Raw genomic sequence first — 18969 nt, forward strand, 5'->3', positions numbered from 1 at the left:
CTAATTTTATAATATGTCTAATTTTTCCGCAAATAACAATCAGAAAGATGATGTTGTTTTTAATAAATTTCAAAAACAACTAGAAAAAAATGGATTAAGCATTCAATCAGTTGATGCAGATGGATTCATTTATGTAAATATCGGAGAAACTGACCTGAAAGTTAGTTTAGAGAATGTTAGACGAAATTTCGAAAGAGATTTTGATGAAAGGCATATTACTGATTTAGTAGAAGTAATTGTGCAACATTCCTTTAAAATTGAAGATTGGGAACAAGTAAAAGATAAAATATATTTGCAGTTTGTTCCAAATGATTTTGAATTTGAAAATATTATAAACGAAAAAGTTACTAATGAATTTAGTAAAGTTTTTGCGCTAAATCTCAATAATGGTTTTTCATTTATAACTAAAGACGATTTATCAGACTGGAAAATAGACGTTACAGAATTAGAAAAACAAGCTGATTTTAATTTAGGAACTCTATTAGATAAAGTTAAGATAGAATTTGAAGATATAGAAAATCATAAACTAGGAATGATTAATGTTGAAGAAGTGTCACTTAAAAGTTCTTGTCTTTTTTCTTCTAAAATAAAAAATCTAGTTGAAAATAACATTGGTTTTCCTTTTTATGCTGTGATTCCCGTAAGTGATTTTTGCTATATTTTTGCTGAAGAAGATTTTGAGTATTTTTCTCAGCGTCTTGGTTCTGTAGTTCTTGATGAATATAATAACTCGGGATATCCAATCACAACCGAAATTTTAAGATTTTCAGAAACAGGTGTTGAAGCAATTGGAAAATATTAAATAGAAAAAAAATGGATTTCAGGCTAAAAGTATTTTACACCGTTGCGCTCCGCCTTAATTTTACTAAAGCGGCAACGGAATTATACATCACTCAGCCAGCGGTTTCTAAGCATATTCAAGAATTAGAAGAAACGTATAAAACCAAACTTTTTGAGCGAAATGGCTCTAAAATAGCATTAACTCCAGCGGGAAAAATTCTTTTAAAATATACTAAAAATATTTTCGACATCTATCGCGAAATAGACTTTGAAATGAGTTCTTTCAATAAAGAACGTCAAGGTTTGCTGCGATTAGGAGCAAGTACAACGATCTCACAATATATTATTTCTCCAGTTTTGGCTAGTTTTCATCAGAAGCAAAAAGACATAAAAGTCAATTTGTTGAATGGAAACACGGAACAAATCGAAAATGCTTTAATCAATAAAGAAATAGAAATCGGAATTGTAGAAGGACAATCTAAAAATCAATCTATAAAATATATTCCGTTTATTAAAGACGAATTGGTTTTAGTCTGCAACAGTAAAAATCCGTTAGTGCAACAAAATGAAATTTCGGTAAACGATTTAAAATCAATGAAATTCATTACCCGAGAACGTGGATCTGGAACACTTGAAGTTATAGAATTTGCTTTAAAAAAAGCAGGATTAAAATTTAATGATCTGCAAATCGAAATGCAATTAGGAAGTACGGAAAGCATAAAATCATATTTGTTAAATTCAGATTGTTTTGCTTTTATGTCTATTCATGCTGTGGGCAAGGAGTTGAAAAATAAAGAGTTAATTGTTTTGGATGTTGAACAATTATCAATTGAAAGATATTTTTACATTATCACTTTACAAGGAAAATCAGATTCTTTATCAGAACTATTTATTCAAAATTTGGCATCTCATTATAACTTGAAGTTATAGTCGATTGTAATTTACGATTGGCGTTTTCAAGATAAACAACAGAACTTTGCAAGGTAAATATCAATTACCTTTATTTTGAAAACAAAAGAACAAACATCAGCACAATTATTTGAAATTAATCAATCACTACAACAAGTACTTTTTCTTGTTGTGATTCTATTATGTTTATTTTCGATTATTTCTCCGCCAATAGCACTTTTATTAGGCGTTTTACTTGTGAATCTTTTCGGAAATCCATTTGTAGAATTCAATCACAAAGCAATAACATTTTTGCTGCAATTTTCTGTAGTAGGTCTAGGATTTGGAATGAATGCTAACAGTGCAGTTTCAGCAGGAAAAGAAGGATTTGTTTTAACGGTTTTCTCCATATTCAGTACTTTACTTTTCGGATTGCTATTAGGAAAATGGCTTAAAACAGAGAAAAAAACATCTCACTTAATCTCCTGTGGAACAGCTATTTGCGGAGGAAGCGCAATTGCAGCGATTTCTCCTGTAATCAAATCAAATGAAAACCAGACCTCAATTGCTTTGGGAGTTATTTTTATACTAAACTCAATCGCTTTATTTGTTTTTCCGTTTATCGGACATCAATTAGATTTGTCACAAAAAGATTTTGGTCTTTGGTGTGCGATCGCCATTCACGATACCAGTTCTGTTGTGGGCGCGGCAAATAAATATGGTGCAGAAGCGCTTCAGGTTGCGACAACAGTGAAATTGGCCAGAGCTTTATGGATTATTCCGATTTCTATTTTAACTGCATTTTTATTTAAAAGCAAGAATTCGAAAATCAAAATTCCTTATTTCATTGGCTTGTTTGTTATAGCCATGTTGGTAAACACTTATATTCCGTCAACAAGCATTTTCACAGCTCATTTTGTTGGCATTGCAAAAATTGGTTTAACAATTACTTTATTTTTAATTGGTGCAACTTTAAACTTTGCAACTTTAAAAGCAGTAGGAGTAAAACCTTTGCTTCAAGGTGTTTTTCTTTGGATTTTTATAGCCATTTTAGCTTTAGTATCAATACTTTATTTAGGATAATACTATTTTACATTGGAGAATTTTACAATTGGTTTGTCAATCATTTTGTAAAATTTTCCTTTGAATGAGAAGCGTCTTTCAATCTCAAAACTAAATGATTTTTTGGTTTTTGCCATTGTAGCGATTTCTTCAGGGAATTCAACATCAAAGTCATCTTCAGCTCTTGCTTTTATATTGTAAGTGCCTTTTGTTGTGATAATAATATCTCTAAAATGTTTTTTAGAATTATCATTTACAATCTTATACGATCCAGACCAAGAAATAAACGAAGAATTGGTCAACTGATAATTATTGACTTCCATTATTGGCTGATACTGACCTCCAAAACCTGCTATAAGATATAAATAACCTTCATAAGCTCCACCAGCTCCGCCATTTGCATGTATTAAAGTAAACGCAAATTGATCTTCGCCAATTTCTACCAATTTTGGAGTAGGGCATCTCGCAAATGCCCCGAATGCGGCAACTGCAGGCTGAAAAGATCTCATTTCCCAAACATTGTTATTCTTTGCAAATTTTGCCACGCCTAACAATCCGCCAGAAAAACGGCCTGTTTGAAGTCCGTCTTCGTCATGAACAGAATGATTAAACGCTAAAATTTTAAACTCATTTCCTTTTGAATCTTTATAATCAATATTAGCTATAAGTCTTGTGGCAACACCTTCTGTATAAGGAAACATTTGATCGCCTTCTACGCCATTTACATCTAAGAACGGTGAAGGTTTACACGATTTACATTTCCAACTAATGAAAGTATTTTTATCAGAAAGATGATATAAATTACCAGGAAACAGTTTTTGCATTGTTTTTTCTCCGTTTAACGGATCAGAAACTTTCAGTGTTCTTTTTTGATTTAATATGGTATCGCTAACATTTTTTAGCTGTAAATCAGTTTCTTGTGCAAAGCAAAAAGCAGAAATTAATAGAAATAAATTTAAAGTAATCTGGCGCATAAAATTGAATTTGTTGGTTAAACAAACATACAAAGAAAAATATTGTTAATATGAACTTCTCTCATTTTTAGGCTTATAAATCATAAAAGCTAAAATTGTTGAATCTTAATGATAGTATTTTTTGCGTATTCTTTAATTAAAGCTAAATTTGCTCCCTCTAATAAAAAAACAAATGAAAAAAATCCAAATGAGACCAAAATTAATCGCTTTCGGCGCATTGATTATTGGGTTTATTACTCTATCATGGGGAAATGTTGGCCATGAGCGTATTAACAAAGCTGCTGTAATGGCTTTACCAAAACAATTACAGATATTTTTTTACAACCACATTGATTTTATTACGCAAGAAGCTTCGGTTCCAGATATCCGTAAGTATGCTTTAAATTATAAAGAAGAAGGTGCAAGACATTATTTTGACATGGAAAATTTTGGTCCTGCAGACACTTATCCACAAACATTAGAAGAAGCAAAACAAAAATACGATGCTAAATTCTTAAATGATAATGGAATTTTACCTTGGTATTTAGAAGAGATGATGACAAAATTGACTAAAGCTTTTAAGGACAAAAACAAATCAGAAATTTTGTTTCTTGCAGCAGATTTAGGACATTATGTTGGTGATGCACACATGCCATTACATACTTCAGCGAACCACGATGGACAATTGACTGATCAAAAAGGAATTCATTCACTTTGGGAAAGTAGATTGCCAGAGTTATTCGTTAAAAACTACAAATTAAACGTTCCTGAAGCTCAGTATTACACAGATGTTCATAAAGCAATTTGGGATTTGATTAATGATACTCACAGTTTTGCTCAACCTTTATTGGATATTGATAAAAAGCTAAGAACTGCAACTCCACAAGACAAAGTGTTTAAAATGGATGCTGCAGGAAATGTATTGAAAACTAGATATAATACTGCTGTTTTCTCTGATGAATATGCTAAAAAATTACACGAGCAATTAAATGGAATGGTTGAAAGCCAAATGAAAAAAGCAATTACAGCAACTGCAAGTTTTTGGTATACTGCATGGGTAAATGCAGGAAAACCAGATTTGAGTGATTTGGATGCTCCAGCAGTAACTCAAAGAAACTACCAATTTTTGCAAGATGATTTAAGATTATTCCAAAAAGGAGATTTATTCGGAATGAAAAATCAAATCGACTAAAAGTTGTTTCAAGATTTATAGTTTAAGGTTTCAAGTTTACTTGAAAACCTAAAAAAAAGCCTGAAATTCTTTATGATTTTGAGGCTTTTTTATATTTACATGCTTTTACTTTTTTAATGCAAAGAGCACTGAGAATTTTTATAAATTTTGTAAAACTATGTGGTGAATGAGATCACAAAGTAAACCCGATAGGTTTCAAAAAGCCTATCGGGTTAAAATCGTGGAACTTATTTTTCTGAAATAAAGAACGCAAGAAATAAGCTTATCTTTCTTCTTGTATTAATTATGAACGTTTGCATATAATTTTTTATTCTTATCAGCTATATCTTTAAACTGATATTCTTTCTCTTTCAATACATAAGAAGCTGATTGATAGTAAGAAATAGTTTCGTCAAGCAAATTGGTGTTTTCTGCTTTTAATGGAATTTCATCGTAGTGAATTTGAAATTCAGGAGAGATTCCAGTTTTTTCATTAAGTTTTAATTGAAATTGTTTTATCTGTTGTTTCGGAGAAAGAATAGTTAAAACATTATCTTTTATTAAACCTAAATCCTGATAAGTCGCTATAAAAGCTCGAGGCTGATAATCTGATTTGAATACATCGCGTCCAAAGAATTTACTTTGATAATCAAAATTCAGAAGTCCGAATAATGTTGGCATAATATCAATCTGCGACATTAATTTGTTGAATTTTTCAGGCTTCATATTTGGCGTATAAATCAAAGCTGGAATTCTGTATTTATCCAACGGAAGTTCTGTTTTTCCTGCACTTGATGCACAATGATCGGCAACAATTACAAAGACAGTATTTTTAAACCAAGGCTGTTTTTCTGCTTGTTTAAAGAATTGATGCAAAGCATAATCAGTATATTTTACACCTCCATCACGAGATTTAATATTTCCAGGAATATCAATTTTATTGTTTGGATAAGTAAAAGGTCTGTGATTGCTAACTGTCATAATATGATTAAAAAAAGGCTTATTCTGCTTAGCTTCAGCATTCATAACTTTAATTGCCTTGTTGTACATATCTTCGTCACAAACTCCCCAAACGTTAGAAAAAGTAACTTCATTTTCTGCGAAGCTCGATTTGTCAATAATCTGATAACCGTTTCCAGTATAGAAATCTTGCATATTATCAAAAAAGGCATCTCCGCCGTACATAAATTTTACGTTGTAGCCCTTTTCAAGGAAAACAGATCCAGTTGAAAATTTATTTTTGTTGTCTTCTCTTTTTACAACGCTTTCTCCAGCTGTTGGAGGCAAACATAAAGTTACAGCTTCAAGCCCGCGAACTGTCCTGTTTCCTGCAGCGTAGACATTTGTAAAAAGCAAGCTTTTTTGAGCAAGACTGTCTAAAAACGGCGTAATATTTTGCTCGTTTCCATACATTTTCATGAAATCTGCACTTAAACTTTCAATTGTAATTAAGACCACATTTTTGTGTTGTTCCAACGAATCTTCCTTAATCAATCTTAATGTGTTCTTACCTGAAATAGCAGGCATATCTTGTTTTAAGATCGCAAAAGCTTTCTCATTCGGAATTGTTTTGTAGAATTTAAAGTAATCTAGTTTATTGTTCTGGAATGCCAAATAGAACTTGTAGATACCGTTAGACTGCAATTCATTAACAAAAACATTTTTTGAATTCTCAGTTTTTGCTAATCCGGGAACAGCTAATAAAGACGAAACAAATAAAACGGCATAAATAGCTGTAATTTTTAATTTTTCATTGAAACTTGGAATTTCATCAATATAATTTCTAGATTTCTTGATGATGAAATAAGTGATCGTTGCTGTAATGATGAACAAAGCAGAAAATATTGGAACTACAGGGTAAGATTGCATAATGTTTCCGATAACTTCATTTGTGTAAATCAAATAATTAACAGCAATGAAATTGTATTTTACACCAAACTCATTCCAAAAGAAAAATTCGCTTATTGCATTTTGAAGAATCAATAAAACGTAAAGGAAAACCACAAAAGAAAAAAGCCAGAATCTAATTTTATCTCTGTGTTTTGGCAAGAAAAGAAAAAGCGCAAACAAAAGTGTTTTTATCGAAACAAAAATTAAAACAATTTTAGGCAAAGCTCCACCGTATTCATCAAAAATACTTTTTCCAGAAGCTATATAGATCAAAAGCGCAACAAAACCTGCTAGTATTATATATCCATAAGGTTTGTTGTATTTTGAATTGGAGATAAAAATAAGATACAGCCACAAGAAAGCTGAAGCCAGAACAAAAACGAAAAAGTCTGATACAAAGCCTAATGAAAATATCTTCAAACTTTCTGTAATTGTAAAAGAACTTTGAGTGATCGGATGAAAAAGCAATACTATTCTAAGAGTAAAACTCACGATAAAATATAGTAATGTAAGGCTGTAAAAAGGCGAAAGTTTTTTGTAAAAATTCATCAGTTTATTTTTTTTACAAAATTACTTACGATTCATTAACGCCAGATTAAGTTCAACTTTTACCTTACTTAACATTAACTTAATGTTTGCTTAAGATGCTGATTTTGTTCATTTATTGGCAGATTGGACTATTTCTGAGTGCTAAATTATCTATCTTTGAATTGAAAAATGAAGTTCAAATTTTAATCAGATACGATAAATGCATATTTTAATAGTTGAAGACGAAGTAGGAATTGTCCAATTTCTTAAACAAGGATTGCAAGAAGAAGGCTATCAAATTACCACTGCGGCCGATGGTTCTAAAGGTTTTGAAGTGATTCAAGATCAGAAGTTTGACTTGATTCTTTTAGATTGGATGCTTCCAAAAATCAATGGTCTTGATTTGTGCAAGGCGATTAGAGTTAAAGATCAAACTACGCCAATCATTTTTTTAACTGCAAAAGATACCGTTCAAGAAACTATAGAAGGCTTAAAAGCTGGAGCAAACGATTATATCAAAAAGCCATTTAGCTTCGAGGAATTGGTCGAGCGAATTAAAGTTCACTTTAGAAATAAACAGCAAACTGAAACCTTAACGCTTGGAAACATAACGATGGATTTATCCAGACACATTGTTTTAAAAGGGGAAGAGGAAATTTCGCTTACACAACGTGAATTCGAATTATTGGCTTATTTAATTCAGAATAAAGGAAAAGTTTGCACGAGAAATCAGATTCTAAGAGATGTCTGGGAAATCAATTTTGAGTACGATACTGGTGTTATTGATGTTTTTATGAATGCAATTCGGAAAAAACTCAACCTTAAAATTGAAGAAGATTATATAAAAACTATCCGGGGCATTGGATATATCGCCAATGATTAACAAAATGACATCATTATCTTTTAAGAATAGAATTGCACTAAATTACATTGTAGGTACCGGACTTTTGGTTTTGGCAGTCTTTTCTGCTATTTATTTTATTGTAAAATTGACGGTTTACAACCATATTGATGAAAACTTAAACATAGAAGTTCAAGATCATTTAAAAGAATTAAAAATCGAAAATGGTGTTGTAATTTTCATGGATGCTGAAGAATGGGAGGAAAGAGAACATAATTCTGTTGATGTAAATCCTGTATTCGTTCAGTTTTTAGATTTGAATAAGAAAATAATAGAAAAGTCTCCTAATTTAAAAAATGAGAAACTCGTTTTTCATGAAAATAAAGATCATTTTCAGCTTTTTGACACTAAATTATTAGGAAATAAAATTCGCCAGATTCAAGTTCCGCTTCATGTGGAATCAAGGAAAATTGGGTATTTAATTATTGCAATGTCTCTATCCGATTCCTCCAAGGTTTTGGATAATTTGATGGATACCTTATTAATTACTTTTCCAATCATTCTTTTGATTTTGTTTTTCTTGGCGAGATTTTACGCTGGAAGAAGCATTAAGCCGATAAATAGCATTATTCAAACTTCTAAAATTATTACAAAAGACAATCTGAAAGCAAGGATTCCGTTGCCAAAAACTAGGGACGAATTGTTTACGCTTTCTAAAACAATTAATAATTTATTGAACCGAATAGAAGATGCCATTGAACGTGAAAAACAGTTCACATCTGATGCTTCACATGAGTTAAGAACGCCTCTCACTGTTATTAAAGGAACACTTGAGGTATTGATACGTAAACCTAGAGACAGCAAGGAATATGAAGAAAAAATTAATTACTGTATTAATGAAGTTGACCACTTGAATTCTCTTGTAGATCAGTTGCTTATGATGGCTCGTTTTGAGAATCAAAAACAAAACATTCTTAAAGAAAAAATTTATTTAAATGCAGCAGTTTTAGATGTTCTCAAATTGAATTCAGAGAAGATTAAATCGGGAAGAATAAATGTTACTTTAGATGCTTCAGAAGAATTTTATATTTATTCAGATAATTATTTAGCGGTAACGATTCTGCGAAATATTATTTCAAATGCTGTAAAATATTCAAAACCGGATAGTGAAGTTCGGGTTTCGTTATCAAGAGAAAATAATAAAATTATCTGCAACATTTCAGATCAAGGAATCGGAATTGCAAAGAAAGATTTAGAATCCATTTTAAATCCGTTTTTCAGGTCAGATTCGTTGAATCACTCAGAAATTAAAGGTACCGGACTTGGTTTGTTTATTGTGAAAAGAATGACAGATTTGCTTCAGATTAAATTTAAAATTGAAAGCGAAATAGGAAAGGGAACTCGAGTATTGTTGGTTTTTGAAGAATATAATAATTCGTTAAAGTAATTTTAAAATCATTAACTAAAATGCTGTCTAAAACATTTTTTAACAATAAACTCTCGTTAAGTTAAAATAAAAATTGCTTTTTAATTATTTTATCTAGTATATTTGCAACCGAATCAAAGAAGAAAAACAAAAACAAATCATGATTTCAATTCAATTACATCATCATCATTTACATTATTGCTCTCAAGCGATGTGTTAATGGTATGCGTGTAAATCATCATATTTTAAAACCCGTTTGAGTACATCAAACGGGTTTTTTATTTCAAGCTCTCTTTGTACTCAAACTATTAATCCAAACAAACAACTAAAAAAATGAGTACTTTAAAAATTGCAATTCAAAAATCAGGTCGTTTAAACGAAGACAGCATTCAAATCTTAAAAGACTGCGGCATTTCAATCAACAACGGAATCGATCAATTAAAAGCCGAAGCTTCTAACTTTCCTCTTGAAGTTTTATACTTGAGAAATTCAGATATTCCTCAGTATTTAATTGATGGAGTAGTAGATTTAGCAATTGTTGGCGACAATCTTTTGGTAGAAAAAGGCAAAGGAATTGAGGTAGTTCAAAAATTAGGGTTCTCAAAATGTAAAGTTTCTGTAGCAGTTCCTAAAACTTTCGAATACAATTCGGTTCAAGATTTAGCAAACCTTCGTATTGCGACTTCATATCCAAATACAGTTAATGAATTTTTTGGTAAATTTGGTATAACTGTGGATATTCACCAAATTTCTGGTTCTGTGGAAATTGCACCAAATATCGGACTTGCAGATGCTATTGTCGACATCGTTTCAAGCGGAAGCACACTTTTCAAAAACAACTTAAAAGAAGTTGAAGTAATCTTGAAGAGTGAAGCTGTTTTAGCAGTTTCTCCAAAAGTTTCTCCAGAAATTCAAAAACACATTGATACTTTAAAATTCAGAATTCAAGCAGTTTTAAGAGCTAGAAATTCGAAATATATCTTAATGAACGTTCCAAACGACAAAATCGAAGCTGTTGGAAAAATCCTTCCAGTTTTGAGAAGTTTAACGGTTCTTCCGTTGGCACAAGAAGGTTGGAGCAGCGTTCACTCTGTAATTGATAAAGACACTTTTTGGGACGTTATTGATCAATTAAAAGAAGTTGGTGCAGAAGGAATTCTAGTTTGTCCAATTGAGAAAATGGTACTGTAAAAAGAAATTTCAATTTTTAAATTCCAAATTCCAAGTTAAGGATTAAAATTTTAAAACAAAGAATTGGAATTTGGGATTTTAGAAATTTGGAATTTAATATTAAAAGATTATGAATAAAATAGACAATCCAAAACCAGAAATCTGGTCAGAAATATTAAAAAGACCAACTAAAACTGTTGATGATATTGAAGTTACGGTTAAAGAAATTTTTAAAGAAGTTCAGAGAAAAGGAGATGAAGCTGTAGCGAAATATACTTCGATTTTTGACGGAATTTCTCAAGATAACTATGAAGTTTCGCAAGATGAAATCAACGAAGCAATTAGTTTGATTCCAAACGAATTAAAAGCAGCTATTGAATTAGCAAAAGACAATATTTATAAATTCCACAACGCCCAAAAAACAGAAAGAATTTCGGTTGAAACAATTGAAGGAGTAAACTGCTGGCAAGAGAAAAGACCAATTCAGAAAATTGGTTTATATATTCCTGGAGGAACAGCGCCTTTATTTTCGACTGTTTTAATGTTGGCAGTTCCAGCTGAAATTGCAGGTTGCAAAGAAATCGTATTGTGTTCTCCGCCAGATAAAAAAGGAAAAATTAATCCAGCAATTTTATATGCAGCGAATTTATGCGGTGTAACTAAAATCTTAAAAGTTGGCGGAATTCAAGCGATCGCAGGAATGACTTTTGGAACGCAGTCAATTCCGAAAGTGTATAAAATTTTCGGACCAGGAAATCAATTTGTAACAGTAGCAAAACAATTGGCAACGCAATTTGGTGTTGCAATCGATATGCCGGCCGGTCCTTCAGAATTATTGATTGTTGCTGATGATACTGCGGTTCCTGCTTTTGTGGCTTCAGATTTATTGTCTCAAGCAGAACACGGAACAGATAGTCAAGTGATTTTAGTTTCAACTTCAAAAAAACTGATTGATGACGTAGAAAAAGAAGTGCAATCTCAATTAGAAGTTCTTCCAAGAAAAGCAATCGCAGAAAAAGCAATCGAAAATTCAAAATTAATTTATGTTGAGAATGATCAAATCGCTTTAAATTTAATAAACGAATACGGCCCAGAACACTTTATAATCTGCTCAAAATATGATGATTTCTATTGCAACGGAATCGTAAACGCAGGTTCAGTTTTTATTGGAAATTACACTCCTGAAAGTGCCGGAGATTATGCATCCGGAACCAATCATACCTTGCCAACTAACGGTTATGCAAAGAATTACAGTGGTGTAAATCTAGATAGTTTTATGAAGTCAATGACATTTCAGAAGATTTCAGAAAAAGGAATTCAAAATATAGGAAAAGCTATTGAAACAATGGCAGAAGCTGAAGGCTTGCAAGCGCATAAAAATGCCGTGACCTTAAGATTAAAGAGTTTAGAGTAAGAAAGAGAAAGTAGAGAAAAGAAGAAAGAAGCAAGATAAAAAGTCTTTCCTCTTGCTTCTTTCTTCTATAAATCTAAAAAAGAAAAGACAATGAGTACCTTCGATATAAATACAATAACACGTGAAAACGTAAAATCTTTAAAACCGTATTCGTCTGCGAGAGATGAGTTTGAAGATTTTGATACAGCCGAAATGATTTTTTTGGATGCTAATGAAAATCCGTTTCAAAATGGAGTAAATCGCTATCCAGATCCACAACAGAATTCGGTTAAAGCCATTTTAGCTAAAAATAATTTGGTAAAACAAAATAAGATTCTATTAGGAAACGGAAGTGATGAAGTTCTAGATTTACTTTTTAGAGCTTTTTGCGAACCTAATAAAGATAATATTATTTCGCTTCCGCCAACTTACGGAATGTATGGCGTTTTAGCGAACATAAATGCAGTTGAAAATAGAGAAATTCTACTGTCAACAGACTTTCAGCCACAAGTAGAAAAGATACTAGAAGCCGTTGATGAGAATACAAAAATCATCTTTTTATGCTCGCCAAATAATCCAACAGGAAATTCTTTTTCAGATGAAAGCGTGGTAAAATTGCTTCAAAACTTTAAAGGTTTAGTTGTGATTGATGAAGCTTATATTGACTTTTCAGATAAAGAAAGTTGGCTGACAGAAATTGACGAATATCCAAATTTAGTGATCACACAAACGCTTTCTAAAGCATATGGTTTGGCAGGAATTCGTTTGGGAGTTTGTTATGCTTCTGAAGCTGTGATTTCAATTTTAAACAAAATCAAACCACCTTATAATGTTAATGAATTAACGCAACAAAGAGCAATCGAGCGTTTAAAAGATTCTGATAAAATAAAAAAAGAAATAGCTTCTATTATTGAGCAAAGAGAAGAATTGCTTAAAGTGTTACTTGAAGTGAGTTTTGTTGAAAAAGTATATCCAACGGAAGCCAATTTTATCTTAGCAAAAGTTGATGACGCTAATAAAAGATACGATCAGTTAATTGAAAAAGGAATTGTAATTCGTAACAGAACAACACAACCTTTATGCGAAAATTGTCTTCGTTTTACAATCGGAACAAAAGAAGAAAATGCGGTTGTTATTAAAGAATTGAAATCATTAAGCTAAAAATATATTAGCCACGAATTTCACGAATTACACTAATTAAATTCGTGCTAATTAGTGTAATTCGTGGCGACAGAAAATATAAATTATGAAAAAAGTACTTTTTATCGATCGTGACGGAACGATTGTTTTAGAACCAGAAAATTATCAATTAGACAGCTTAGATAAATTAGAGTTTTATCCGAAAGCATTTCAATATCTGGCTAAAATTGCTAACGAATTAGATTACGAATTAGCAATGGTAACGAATCAAGATGGCTTGGGAACAGATAGTTTTCCTGAAAATACGTTTTGGCCAACGCAAAATTTCATTTTAAAAGCTTTTGAAAATGAAGGAGTTGTTTTTGATGAAATCTTCGTTGACAGAACTTTTCCAGAGGAAAATGCTCCAACACGCAAGCCAAGAACTGGAATGTTGACTAAATATTTGAACAATCCAGAATATGATTTAGAAAACTCTTTTGTCTTAGGAGATCGCTTGACGGATGTTGAATTGGCTAAAAACTTAGGGGCAAAAGCCATTTTTATGAACGATACAGATGGAGTTGGAAGCAATGAGATTTCATCTAAACGTGAAGAATTAAACGATACAATAGTTTTGCAATCAATGGATTGGAAAACTATTTATGAGTTCTTGAAATTAGAAGCGCGTTCGGCATCAATTACAAGAAAAACAAACGAAACCGATATTTACATCAACTTAAACCTTGACGGAACAGGAAAAAGTAAAATCGACACCGGAATTGCATTTTTTGATCACATGTTAGATCAGATCTCACGTCACGGTCAAATGGACTTAGAAATTACTGTAAAAGGCGATTTAGAAGTTGATGAACACCATACAATCGAAGATACTGCAATTGCTTTAGGGGAAGTTTTCGCGAAAGCGTTAGGAAACAAACTAGGAATCGAGCGCTACGGATTCTGCTTGCCAATGGACGATTGTTTAGCACAAGCTGCAATTGACTTCGGAGGAAGAAACTGGCTAATCTGGGAAACGGAATTTAAACGTGAAATGGTTGGAAAAATGCCAACTGAAATGTTTTATCATTTCTTTAAATCATTCACAGACGGTGCAAAAGCCAACTTAAATATCAAAGCAGAAGGAATCAACGAACATCACAAAATCGAGGCAATTTTTAAAGCTTTCGCGAAAGCAATAAAAGTTGCCGTAAAAAGAGATACCGAAAAAATGATTTTGCCTTCAACGAAAGGAATGCTTTAAAGTTTATGGTTGTTGGTTGATAGTTGTTAGCCATCAACCAATAACCATCAACCAACAACTAAAAAAAATGAAAATAGTAATTATAAATTACGGAGCAGGAAATATTCAGAGCATTATGTTTGCTATTGAAAGATTGGGTTTTAAGGCAGTTTTGAGTAATAATTCAGACGAAATTAAAGCGGCTGATAAAGTGATTTTTCCAGGCGTGGGCGAGGCGAGTTCGGCAATGACAAAGCTTCGTGAAAGCGGATTGGATTATTTGATTCCGCAATTGCAACAACCTGTTTTAGGAATTTGCCTTGGAATGCAGATGATGTGTAATAAAACTGAAGAAGGAAATACAGAAGGTTTGGGGATTTTTGACATTGATGTTTTGAAATTTTCAAATAACGTAAAAGTGCCTCAAATGGGGTGGAATCAGATTTATGATTTAAAAACCGATTTGTTTAAAGGAATTTCTGAAAATGAATTCATGTATTTAGTTCATAGTTTTTATGCACCAAATTGCGAATATGCCGTTGCTAAAACCAATTATGATGTTGAATATGCATCGGCTTTACAGAAAGATAATTTTTATGGAACTCAATTTCATCCAGAAAAAAGCGGTGATGTTGGAGAGAAAATCCTTGGAAATTTTTTGAAAATGTAAAATTCAATTTCAATATCAAAAATCAATCAAAATATCAATTTTTAGAGAATCTAAAATCTGAACTCTAAAATCTAAAATAATAAAAATGAGAATAATACCAGCCATAGATATCATTGACGGAAAATGCGTTCGTTTATCCAAAGGTGATTATGATACAAAAATAATTTACAATGAAAATCCGCTAGAAGTAGCGAAATCATTTGAAGCTCACGGAATTGAATATTTGCATTTAGTCGATCTTGATGGTGCAAAATCAAGTAAAATTGTCAATTATAAGATATTAGAGCAAATCGCAACGCAAACAAGCTTAAAAATTGATTTTGGCGGTGGATTAAAATCTGATGATGATTTGAGAATTGCTTTTGAAAGCGGTGCAAATCAAATTACTGGCGGAAGTATTGCAGTTAAAAACAGAACAATTTTCGAAAAATGGATTTCAGAATACGGAACGGAAAAAATCATTTTGGGTGCAGATGCAAAAGATGAAAAGATTGCCGTTTCTGGTTGGTTAGAAGAATCAAATGAAGATTTGGTTCCATTCATTCAAGATTATCAATCAAAAGGAATTCAGTATGTTATCTGTACTGATATTGCAAAAGACGGAATGCTTCAAGGTCCAAGTTTTGATTTATACAGCAAAATTTTAGCGGAAGCTAAAGGAATAAAATTAATTGCTTCAGGTGGAATTTCAACTTTCGATGAATTGCCCAAATTAGCTGAGTTAGGCTGTGAAGGAACTATCATCGGAAAAGCGATTTACGAAGAAAGAATCAGCTTAAAACAACTAGAAAACTATATAATTAGTAAATGAGAAAATGAGGCAATTAGATAATTTTACGCAGTTGCTAAACAATTATCTAATTTTCTAATTGACACATTATCTAATTTTACAAATTGACACATTAGAAAAAATGTTAGCAAAAAGAATCATACCTTGCTTAGATATAAAAAACGGAAGAACTGTAAAAGGCGTCAATTTCGTTGATTTACGAGATGCCGGAGATCCTGTGGAATTAGCGGAAATTTATTCGGCTGAAGGTGCGGACGAATTGGTTTTTCTGGATATTTCGGCAACAGAAGAAAGACGTAAAACGCTTGTAAATATGGTGCGAAGCGTGGCGGAGAAAATCAATATTCCGTTTACGGTTGGTGGTGGAATTTCATCTGTTGAAGATGTTGATATTCTCCTAAATAACGGTGCCGATAAAGTTTCGATTAATTCATCGGCAGTAAAAAATCCGCAATTGATTAATGACTTGGCTCAGAAATTTGGAAGTCAGTGCGTTGTCGTTGCAATCGATGCCAAACAAATTGACGGACAATGGATTGTGCATTTAGTAGGCGGGAAAGTACCAACAGAATTAAATTTATTCGATTGGGCTGTTGAAGTCGCAGAACGTGGAGCTGGCGAAATTTTATTCACTTCGATGGATAATGACGGAACGAAAAATGGTTTTGCAAACGAGGCTTTGGCTAAGCTTTCGGAACTAGTAAATATTCCGATTATTGCTTCGGGAGGTGCTGGAAATATTCAACATTTCGTAGATTCGTTTAAAGAAGGAAAAGCTGATGCAGCTTTAGCGGCAAGTGTTTTTCACTTTAAGGAAATCGAAATCAAGGCTTTGAAACAGGAACTTAGAGATAATGGAATTGAAGTTAGACTCTAAATTGTAGAGGAAAGAAGCAAGAAGAAAGATAGTATTTAATCTAAAATAACAGGATGCCAGAAATCAAAAATCTGAAATCAAAAATCTAAAATTAAAATGGAAATCGATATAAAAAGCGCGCACGGATTAATCCCGGCGATCATTCAGGATTCAGAAACTAAAAATGTTTTGATGCTGGGTTACATGAACGAAGAATCGCTTCAAAAAACAATAGAAACTCAGAAGGTAACTTTCTTTAGTCGTTCCAAACAAAGGCTTTGGACAAAAGGCGAGGAGAGTGGTAACTTTTTAAACTTAGTAAGCATTAAAAACGACTGCGATGGCGACACGCTTTTGATTCAAGCAAAACCTGTTGGACCAACGTGTCACACAGGAGCTGATACGTGCTGGCAAGAATCGAATTCTGCTAATTATGGTTTTATTTCTCAGTTAGAAAATACGATCAAAACTAGAAGAGAAAATGCTGATTCAGAGAAGAGTTATGTTGCTTCATTATTCGAAAAAGGAATCAATAAAATTGCTCAAAAAGTTGGTGAAGAAGCTGTAGAAGTGGTTATCGAGGCAAAAGATGATAATGACGATTTGTTTCTTAGCGAAAGCGCAGATTTACTTTTTCATTATTTAATTCTGCTTCAAGCCAAAGGATATCAGCTAAATGATGTTGTTGAAGTTTTGAAGAAACGTCAGAAGTAGTTCTTTGAATTTTTCTTTTCAAATAAATCAAATCGTATTATGACTGCGATAATGCGATTTTTTTATGTCTTATATCTTAAAAAAAAGTATTTTTAATTTCTTAATAGAACTTTATGAGACTTTATTTTTGTTTGCTATTATTGCTTTATTCTGTGTTTAATTACGGGTTTAAGAAAAATGTAATGCCATATTCTTTGGTCGTTTCTAAAGCTATTTTGATTGTTGATGGAACTATTTCTAAGGTTTCAAAGAATGAATATGAGTTCACGATAAGTCAATTTATTAAAGGGAAATCTAGCACAAAAATTAATGTAGCAATTTGGAAAGAATGGCTTTGTGATCCAAGAATGAAGGAATTAAAGTCTGGACAGCGAATGATTTTGTTTTTAGAAAAATCACCATATGGGAATTTTTATCCAATTAATGAAAGTACGGGAGAATTATATGTAGATAATAATGCTTTTCTAGATATTTTTCTTCCAAAAGAACTTTCGAATCCAACAGTTTTAAAGAAAGGTATTACTATGTTTTTAGATACATATAAATGCCATGAGGATTTAAATTACAGGTTTGATACAAATTTGTACTTTGTTCGAAATAAATCAATCTTTGAAGTTTATGAAATGAAAATGACTAACTCATCTTTTGATTATTTGGCTGGTAATGCAGAATATTTTAAAGTAATAGAATATCAACAATTTCAATTTATTAAACGCTATTTAACAAACTCAAAAACAGCAAATTCTTGAGGCTGATGAAAGCCAAATTTTAAACTCTTATAAGGCTGTAATGCAAGATATTCTGTTGTGTTACCGTAATCGATTCTAAAAGTATTTGCTTTCCATTTGGTTCCAATTTTAGGTTTTGTAAAACCGCTATTTTCTGCTTTTTCAAGGCTAGAAAATGGGATTTTGATTTCTACAACATATCCGTCATTAGTGATTTTGCCGACTGATTCTAAGCCAGCAATATTAAAATCCATTGAAGTATTCCAGCCGCCGCATTCTTCTGAAATACATTTTAAAAGCAAATCGTAGTTGGTAGAAAATGCATTTATTCCAATTTCAATATAATTCTTGCCATCTCCATCTGGATCAAGAAAAATTTCTACCAAGTCATCTGTATAAAAAATCTCTGTGTCTTTTATTTTTGGAGCTCCAACAATTTTAGAATCAGTGCATTTATAAGCGATATAAAGATTTTTTTTATTCCACGAAAGTGAAACAAAAGTGTTTTGAGTGGCTTTTTCTCCTGTGTTATGAATTACAAACGGACCAAGAAAAGGTGTTTTCCAATCTGTTAGATCTCCGTCAATAGTTATTTTTTTATTTGTTTTATGAATGGGAATTGTTTGTGAATAAATGGGTAATTGGCAGATAAAAAATGTGGTAATAATAAAACTAGATAATTTCATAAAATGTAAAATATAATTCAAAAGCTAAAATAGAGAAGAATATTTGATTCCAAGAGCATTT

The 18969-nt window shown here is 31.9% G+C and carries 18 protein-coding genes; 15 read left to right on the top strand and 3 right to left on the bottom strand.

From position 1 onward, the window contains the following. Positions 1–13 precede the first annotated feature (13 nt). From ACE01P_RS03995 to ACE01P_RS04005, 3 genes are all read left to right on the top strand, one after another. Complete coding sequence (locus tag ACE01P_RS03995; protein WP_379694457.1) at positions 14–802, top strand: hypothetical protein; 789 nt, start codon at positions 14–16, stop codon at positions 800–802. 11 nt (positions 803–813) lie between these two features. Continuing rightward, positions 814–1710 (top strand): LysR family transcriptional regulator, encoded by an 897-nt coding sequence (locus tag ACE01P_RS04000; protein ID WP_379694459.1) that lies wholly within the window; start codon positions 814–816, stop codon positions 1708–1710. Positions 1711–1785: 75 nt separating this feature from the next. Then, entirely contained in the window at positions 1786–2751 is a 966-nt protein-coding gene (locus tag ACE01P_RS04005; protein ID WP_379694462.1) for a YeiH family protein, read from the top strand. A 2-nt stretch (positions 2752–2753) separates the two neighbouring features. Here ACE01P_RS04005 and ACE01P_RS04010 read toward each other — a convergent pair whose 3' ends face one another. After that, positions 2754–3704 (bottom strand): hypothetical protein, encoded by a 951-nt coding sequence (locus tag ACE01P_RS04010; RefSeq protein WP_379694464.1) that lies wholly within the window; start codon positions 3702–3704, stop codon positions 2754–2756. A 172-nt stretch (positions 3705–3876) separates the two neighbouring features. Between ACE01P_RS04010 and ACE01P_RS04015 the strand changes: the two genes are divergently transcribed. Further along, the gene (locus ACE01P_RS04015; protein WP_379694466.1) at positions 3877–4875 is read left to right on the top strand and encodes a zinc dependent phospholipase C family protein; all 999 of its coding nucleotides are present in this window, start codon (positions 3877–3879) and stop codon (positions 4873–4875) included. Positions 4876–5154: 279 nt separating this feature from the next. On the opposite strand, the gene ACE01P_RS04020 is transcribed toward ACE01P_RS04015, so the two are convergent. Further along, positions 5155–7293, bottom strand: coding sequence for an LTA synthase family protein (locus ACE01P_RS04020; protein ID WP_379694469.1), 2139 nt, complete (start codon positions 7291–7293; stop codon positions 5155–5157). Positions 7294–7492: 199 nt separating this feature from the next. Here ACE01P_RS04020 and ACE01P_RS04025 point away from each other — a divergent pair, with 199 nt between their 5' ends. From ACE01P_RS04025 to ACE01P_RS04075, 11 genes are all read left to right on the top strand, one after another. Continuing rightward, complete coding sequence (locus ACE01P_RS04025; RefSeq protein WP_379694471.1) at positions 7493–8155, top strand: response regulator transcription factor; 663 nt, start codon at positions 7493–7495, stop codon at positions 8153–8155. Between the two features lie 4 nt (positions 8156–8159). Further along, positions 8160–9560 (top strand): ATP-binding protein, encoded by a 1401-nt coding sequence (locus ACE01P_RS04030; RefSeq protein WP_379694473.1) that lies wholly within the window; start codon positions 8160–8162, stop codon positions 9558–9560. A gap of 312 nt (positions 9561–9872) precedes the next feature. Beyond that, on the top strand, positions 9873–10730 hold the full coding sequence (gene hisG, locus ACE01P_RS04035) for an ATP phosphoribosyltransferase (RefSeq protein ID WP_379694475.1): 858 nt from the start codon (positions 9873–9875) through the stop codon (positions 10728–10730). Between the two features lie 109 nt (positions 10731–10839). Continuing rightward, positions 10840–12123 carry a histidinol dehydrogenase gene (gene hisD / locus ACE01P_RS04040; protein WP_379694477.1) on the top strand — a complete coding sequence of 428 codons (1284 nt, stop codon included), beginning with the start codon at positions 10840–10842 and terminating at the stop codon, positions 12121–12123. A 90-nt stretch (positions 12124–12213) separates the two neighbouring features. Further along, positions 12214–13263: a histidinol-phosphate transaminase gene (gene hisC / locus ACE01P_RS04045; RefSeq protein WP_379694480.1), complete on the top strand. Its 1050-nt coding sequence runs from the start codon at positions 12214–12216 to the stop codon at positions 13261–13263. Positions 13264–13348: 85 nt separating this feature from the next. Further along, positions 13349–14485: a bifunctional histidinol-phosphatase/imidazoleglycerol-phosphate dehydratase HisB gene (gene hisB / locus ACE01P_RS04050; RefSeq protein WP_379694482.1), complete on the top strand. Its 1137-nt coding sequence runs from the start codon at positions 13349–13351 to the stop codon at positions 14483–14485. Between the two features lie 67 nt (positions 14486–14552). After that, the gene (gene hisH, locus ACE01P_RS04055; protein ID WP_379694485.1) at positions 14553–15134 is read left to right on the top strand and encodes an imidazole glycerol phosphate synthase subunit HisH; all 582 of its coding nucleotides are present in this window, start codon (positions 14553–14555) and stop codon (positions 15132–15134) included. A gap of 85 nt (positions 15135–15219) precedes the next feature. Next, the gene (gene hisA / locus ACE01P_RS04060) at positions 15220–15945 is read left to right on the top strand and encodes a 1-(5-phosphoribosyl)-5-[(5-phosphoribosylamino)methylideneamino]imidazole-4-carboxamide isomerase (RefSeq protein WP_379694487.1); all 726 of its coding nucleotides are present in this window, start codon (positions 15220–15222) and stop codon (positions 15943–15945) included. A 100-nt stretch (positions 15946–16045) separates the two neighbouring features. Beyond that, positions 16046–16801: an imidazole glycerol phosphate synthase subunit HisF gene (gene hisF / locus ACE01P_RS04065; protein WP_379694489.1), complete on the top strand. Its 756-nt coding sequence runs from the start codon at positions 16046–16048 to the stop codon at positions 16799–16801. Between the two features lie 90 nt (positions 16802–16891). Next, the gene (gene hisIE / locus ACE01P_RS04070) at positions 16892–17494 is read left to right on the top strand and encodes a bifunctional phosphoribosyl-AMP cyclohydrolase/phosphoribosyl-ATP diphosphatase HisIE (RefSeq protein WP_379694816.1); all 603 of its coding nucleotides are present in this window, start codon (positions 16892–16894) and stop codon (positions 17492–17494) included. A 113-nt stretch (positions 17495–17607) separates the two neighbouring features. Further along, on the top strand, positions 17608–18243 hold the full coding sequence (locus ACE01P_RS04075) for a hypothetical protein (RefSeq protein ID WP_379694492.1): 636 nt from the start codon (positions 17608–17610) through the stop codon (positions 18241–18243). On the opposite strand, the gene ACE01P_RS04080 is transcribed toward ACE01P_RS04075, so the two are convergent. Then, the gene (locus tag ACE01P_RS04080; protein WP_379694494.1) at positions 18210–18908 is read right to left on the bottom strand and encodes a carbohydrate-binding family 9-like protein; all 699 of its coding nucleotides are present in this window, start codon (positions 18906–18908) and stop codon (positions 18210–18212) included. The two genes, ACE01P_RS04075 and ACE01P_RS04080, sit on opposite strands and share 34 nt — an antisense overlap. Positions 18909–18969 lie beyond the last annotated feature (61 nt).

The sequence above is a fragment of the Flavobacterium sp. HJSW_4 genome (assembly GCF_042436695.1).
Lineage (GTDB): Bacteria > Bacteroidota > Bacteroidia > Flavobacteriales > Flavobacteriaceae > Flavobacterium.

Excerpts from the sequence above, each read along its gene's own strand:
- ACE01P_RS04030 (WP_379694473.1), top strand. The coding sequence starts at position 8,160 with ATGACATCATTATCTTTTAAGAATAGAATTGCACTAAATTACATTGTA.
- ACE01P_RS04015 (WP_379694466.1), top strand. The coding sequence starts at position 3,877 with ATGAAAAAAATCCAAATGAGACCAAAATTAATCGCTTTCGGCGCATTG.
- hisG (WP_379694475.1), top strand. The coding sequence starts at position 9,873 with ATGAGTACTTTAAAAATTGCAATTCAAAAATCAGGTCGTTTAAACGAA.
- ACE01P_RS04000 (WP_379694459.1), top strand. The coding sequence starts at position 814 with ATGGATTTCAGGCTAAAAGTATTTTACACCGTTGCGCTCCGCCTTAAT.
- ACE01P_RS04010 (WP_379694464.1), bottom strand. The coding sequence starts at position 3,704 with ATGCGCCAGATTACTTTAAATTTATTTCTATTAATTTCTGCTTTTTGC.
- hisD (WP_379694477.1), top strand. The coding sequence starts at position 10,840 with ATGAATAAAATAGACAATCCAAAACCAGAAATCTGGTCAGAAATATTA.
- ACE01P_RS03995 (WP_379694457.1), top strand. The coding sequence starts at position 14 with ATGTCTAATTTTTCCGCAAATAACAATCAGAAAGATGATGTTGTTTTT.
- hisC (WP_379694480.1), top strand. The coding sequence starts at position 12,214 with ATGAGTACCTTCGATATAAATACAATAACACGTGAAAACGTAAAATCT.
- ACE01P_RS04020 (WP_379694469.1), bottom strand. The coding sequence starts at position 7,293 with ATGAATTTTTACAAAAAACTTTCGCCTTTTTACAGCCTTACATTACTA.
- hisA (WP_379694487.1), top strand. The coding sequence starts at position 15,220 with ATGAGAATAATACCAGCCATAGATATCATTGACGGAAAATGCGTTCGT.
- ACE01P_RS04075 (WP_379694492.1), top strand. The coding sequence starts at position 17,608 with ATGAGACTTTATTTTTGTTTGCTATTATTGCTTTATTCTGTGTTTAAT.
- hisH (WP_379694485.1), top strand. The coding sequence starts at position 14,553 with ATGAAAATAGTAATTATAAATTACGGAGCAGGAAATATTCAGAGCATT.
- hisB (WP_379694482.1), top strand. The coding sequence starts at position 13,349 with ATGAAAAAAGTACTTTTTATCGATCGTGACGGAACGATTGTTTTAGAA.
- hisF (WP_379694489.1), top strand. The coding sequence starts at position 16,046 with ATGTTAGCAAAAAGAATCATACCTTGCTTAGATATAAAAAACGGAAGA.
- ACE01P_RS04025 (WP_379694471.1), top strand. The coding sequence starts at position 7,493 with ATGCATATTTTAATAGTTGAAGACGAAGTAGGAATTGTCCAATTTCTT.
- ACE01P_RS04080 (WP_379694494.1), bottom strand. The coding sequence starts at position 18,908 with ATGAAATTATCTAGTTTTATTATTACCACATTTTTTATCTGCCAATTA.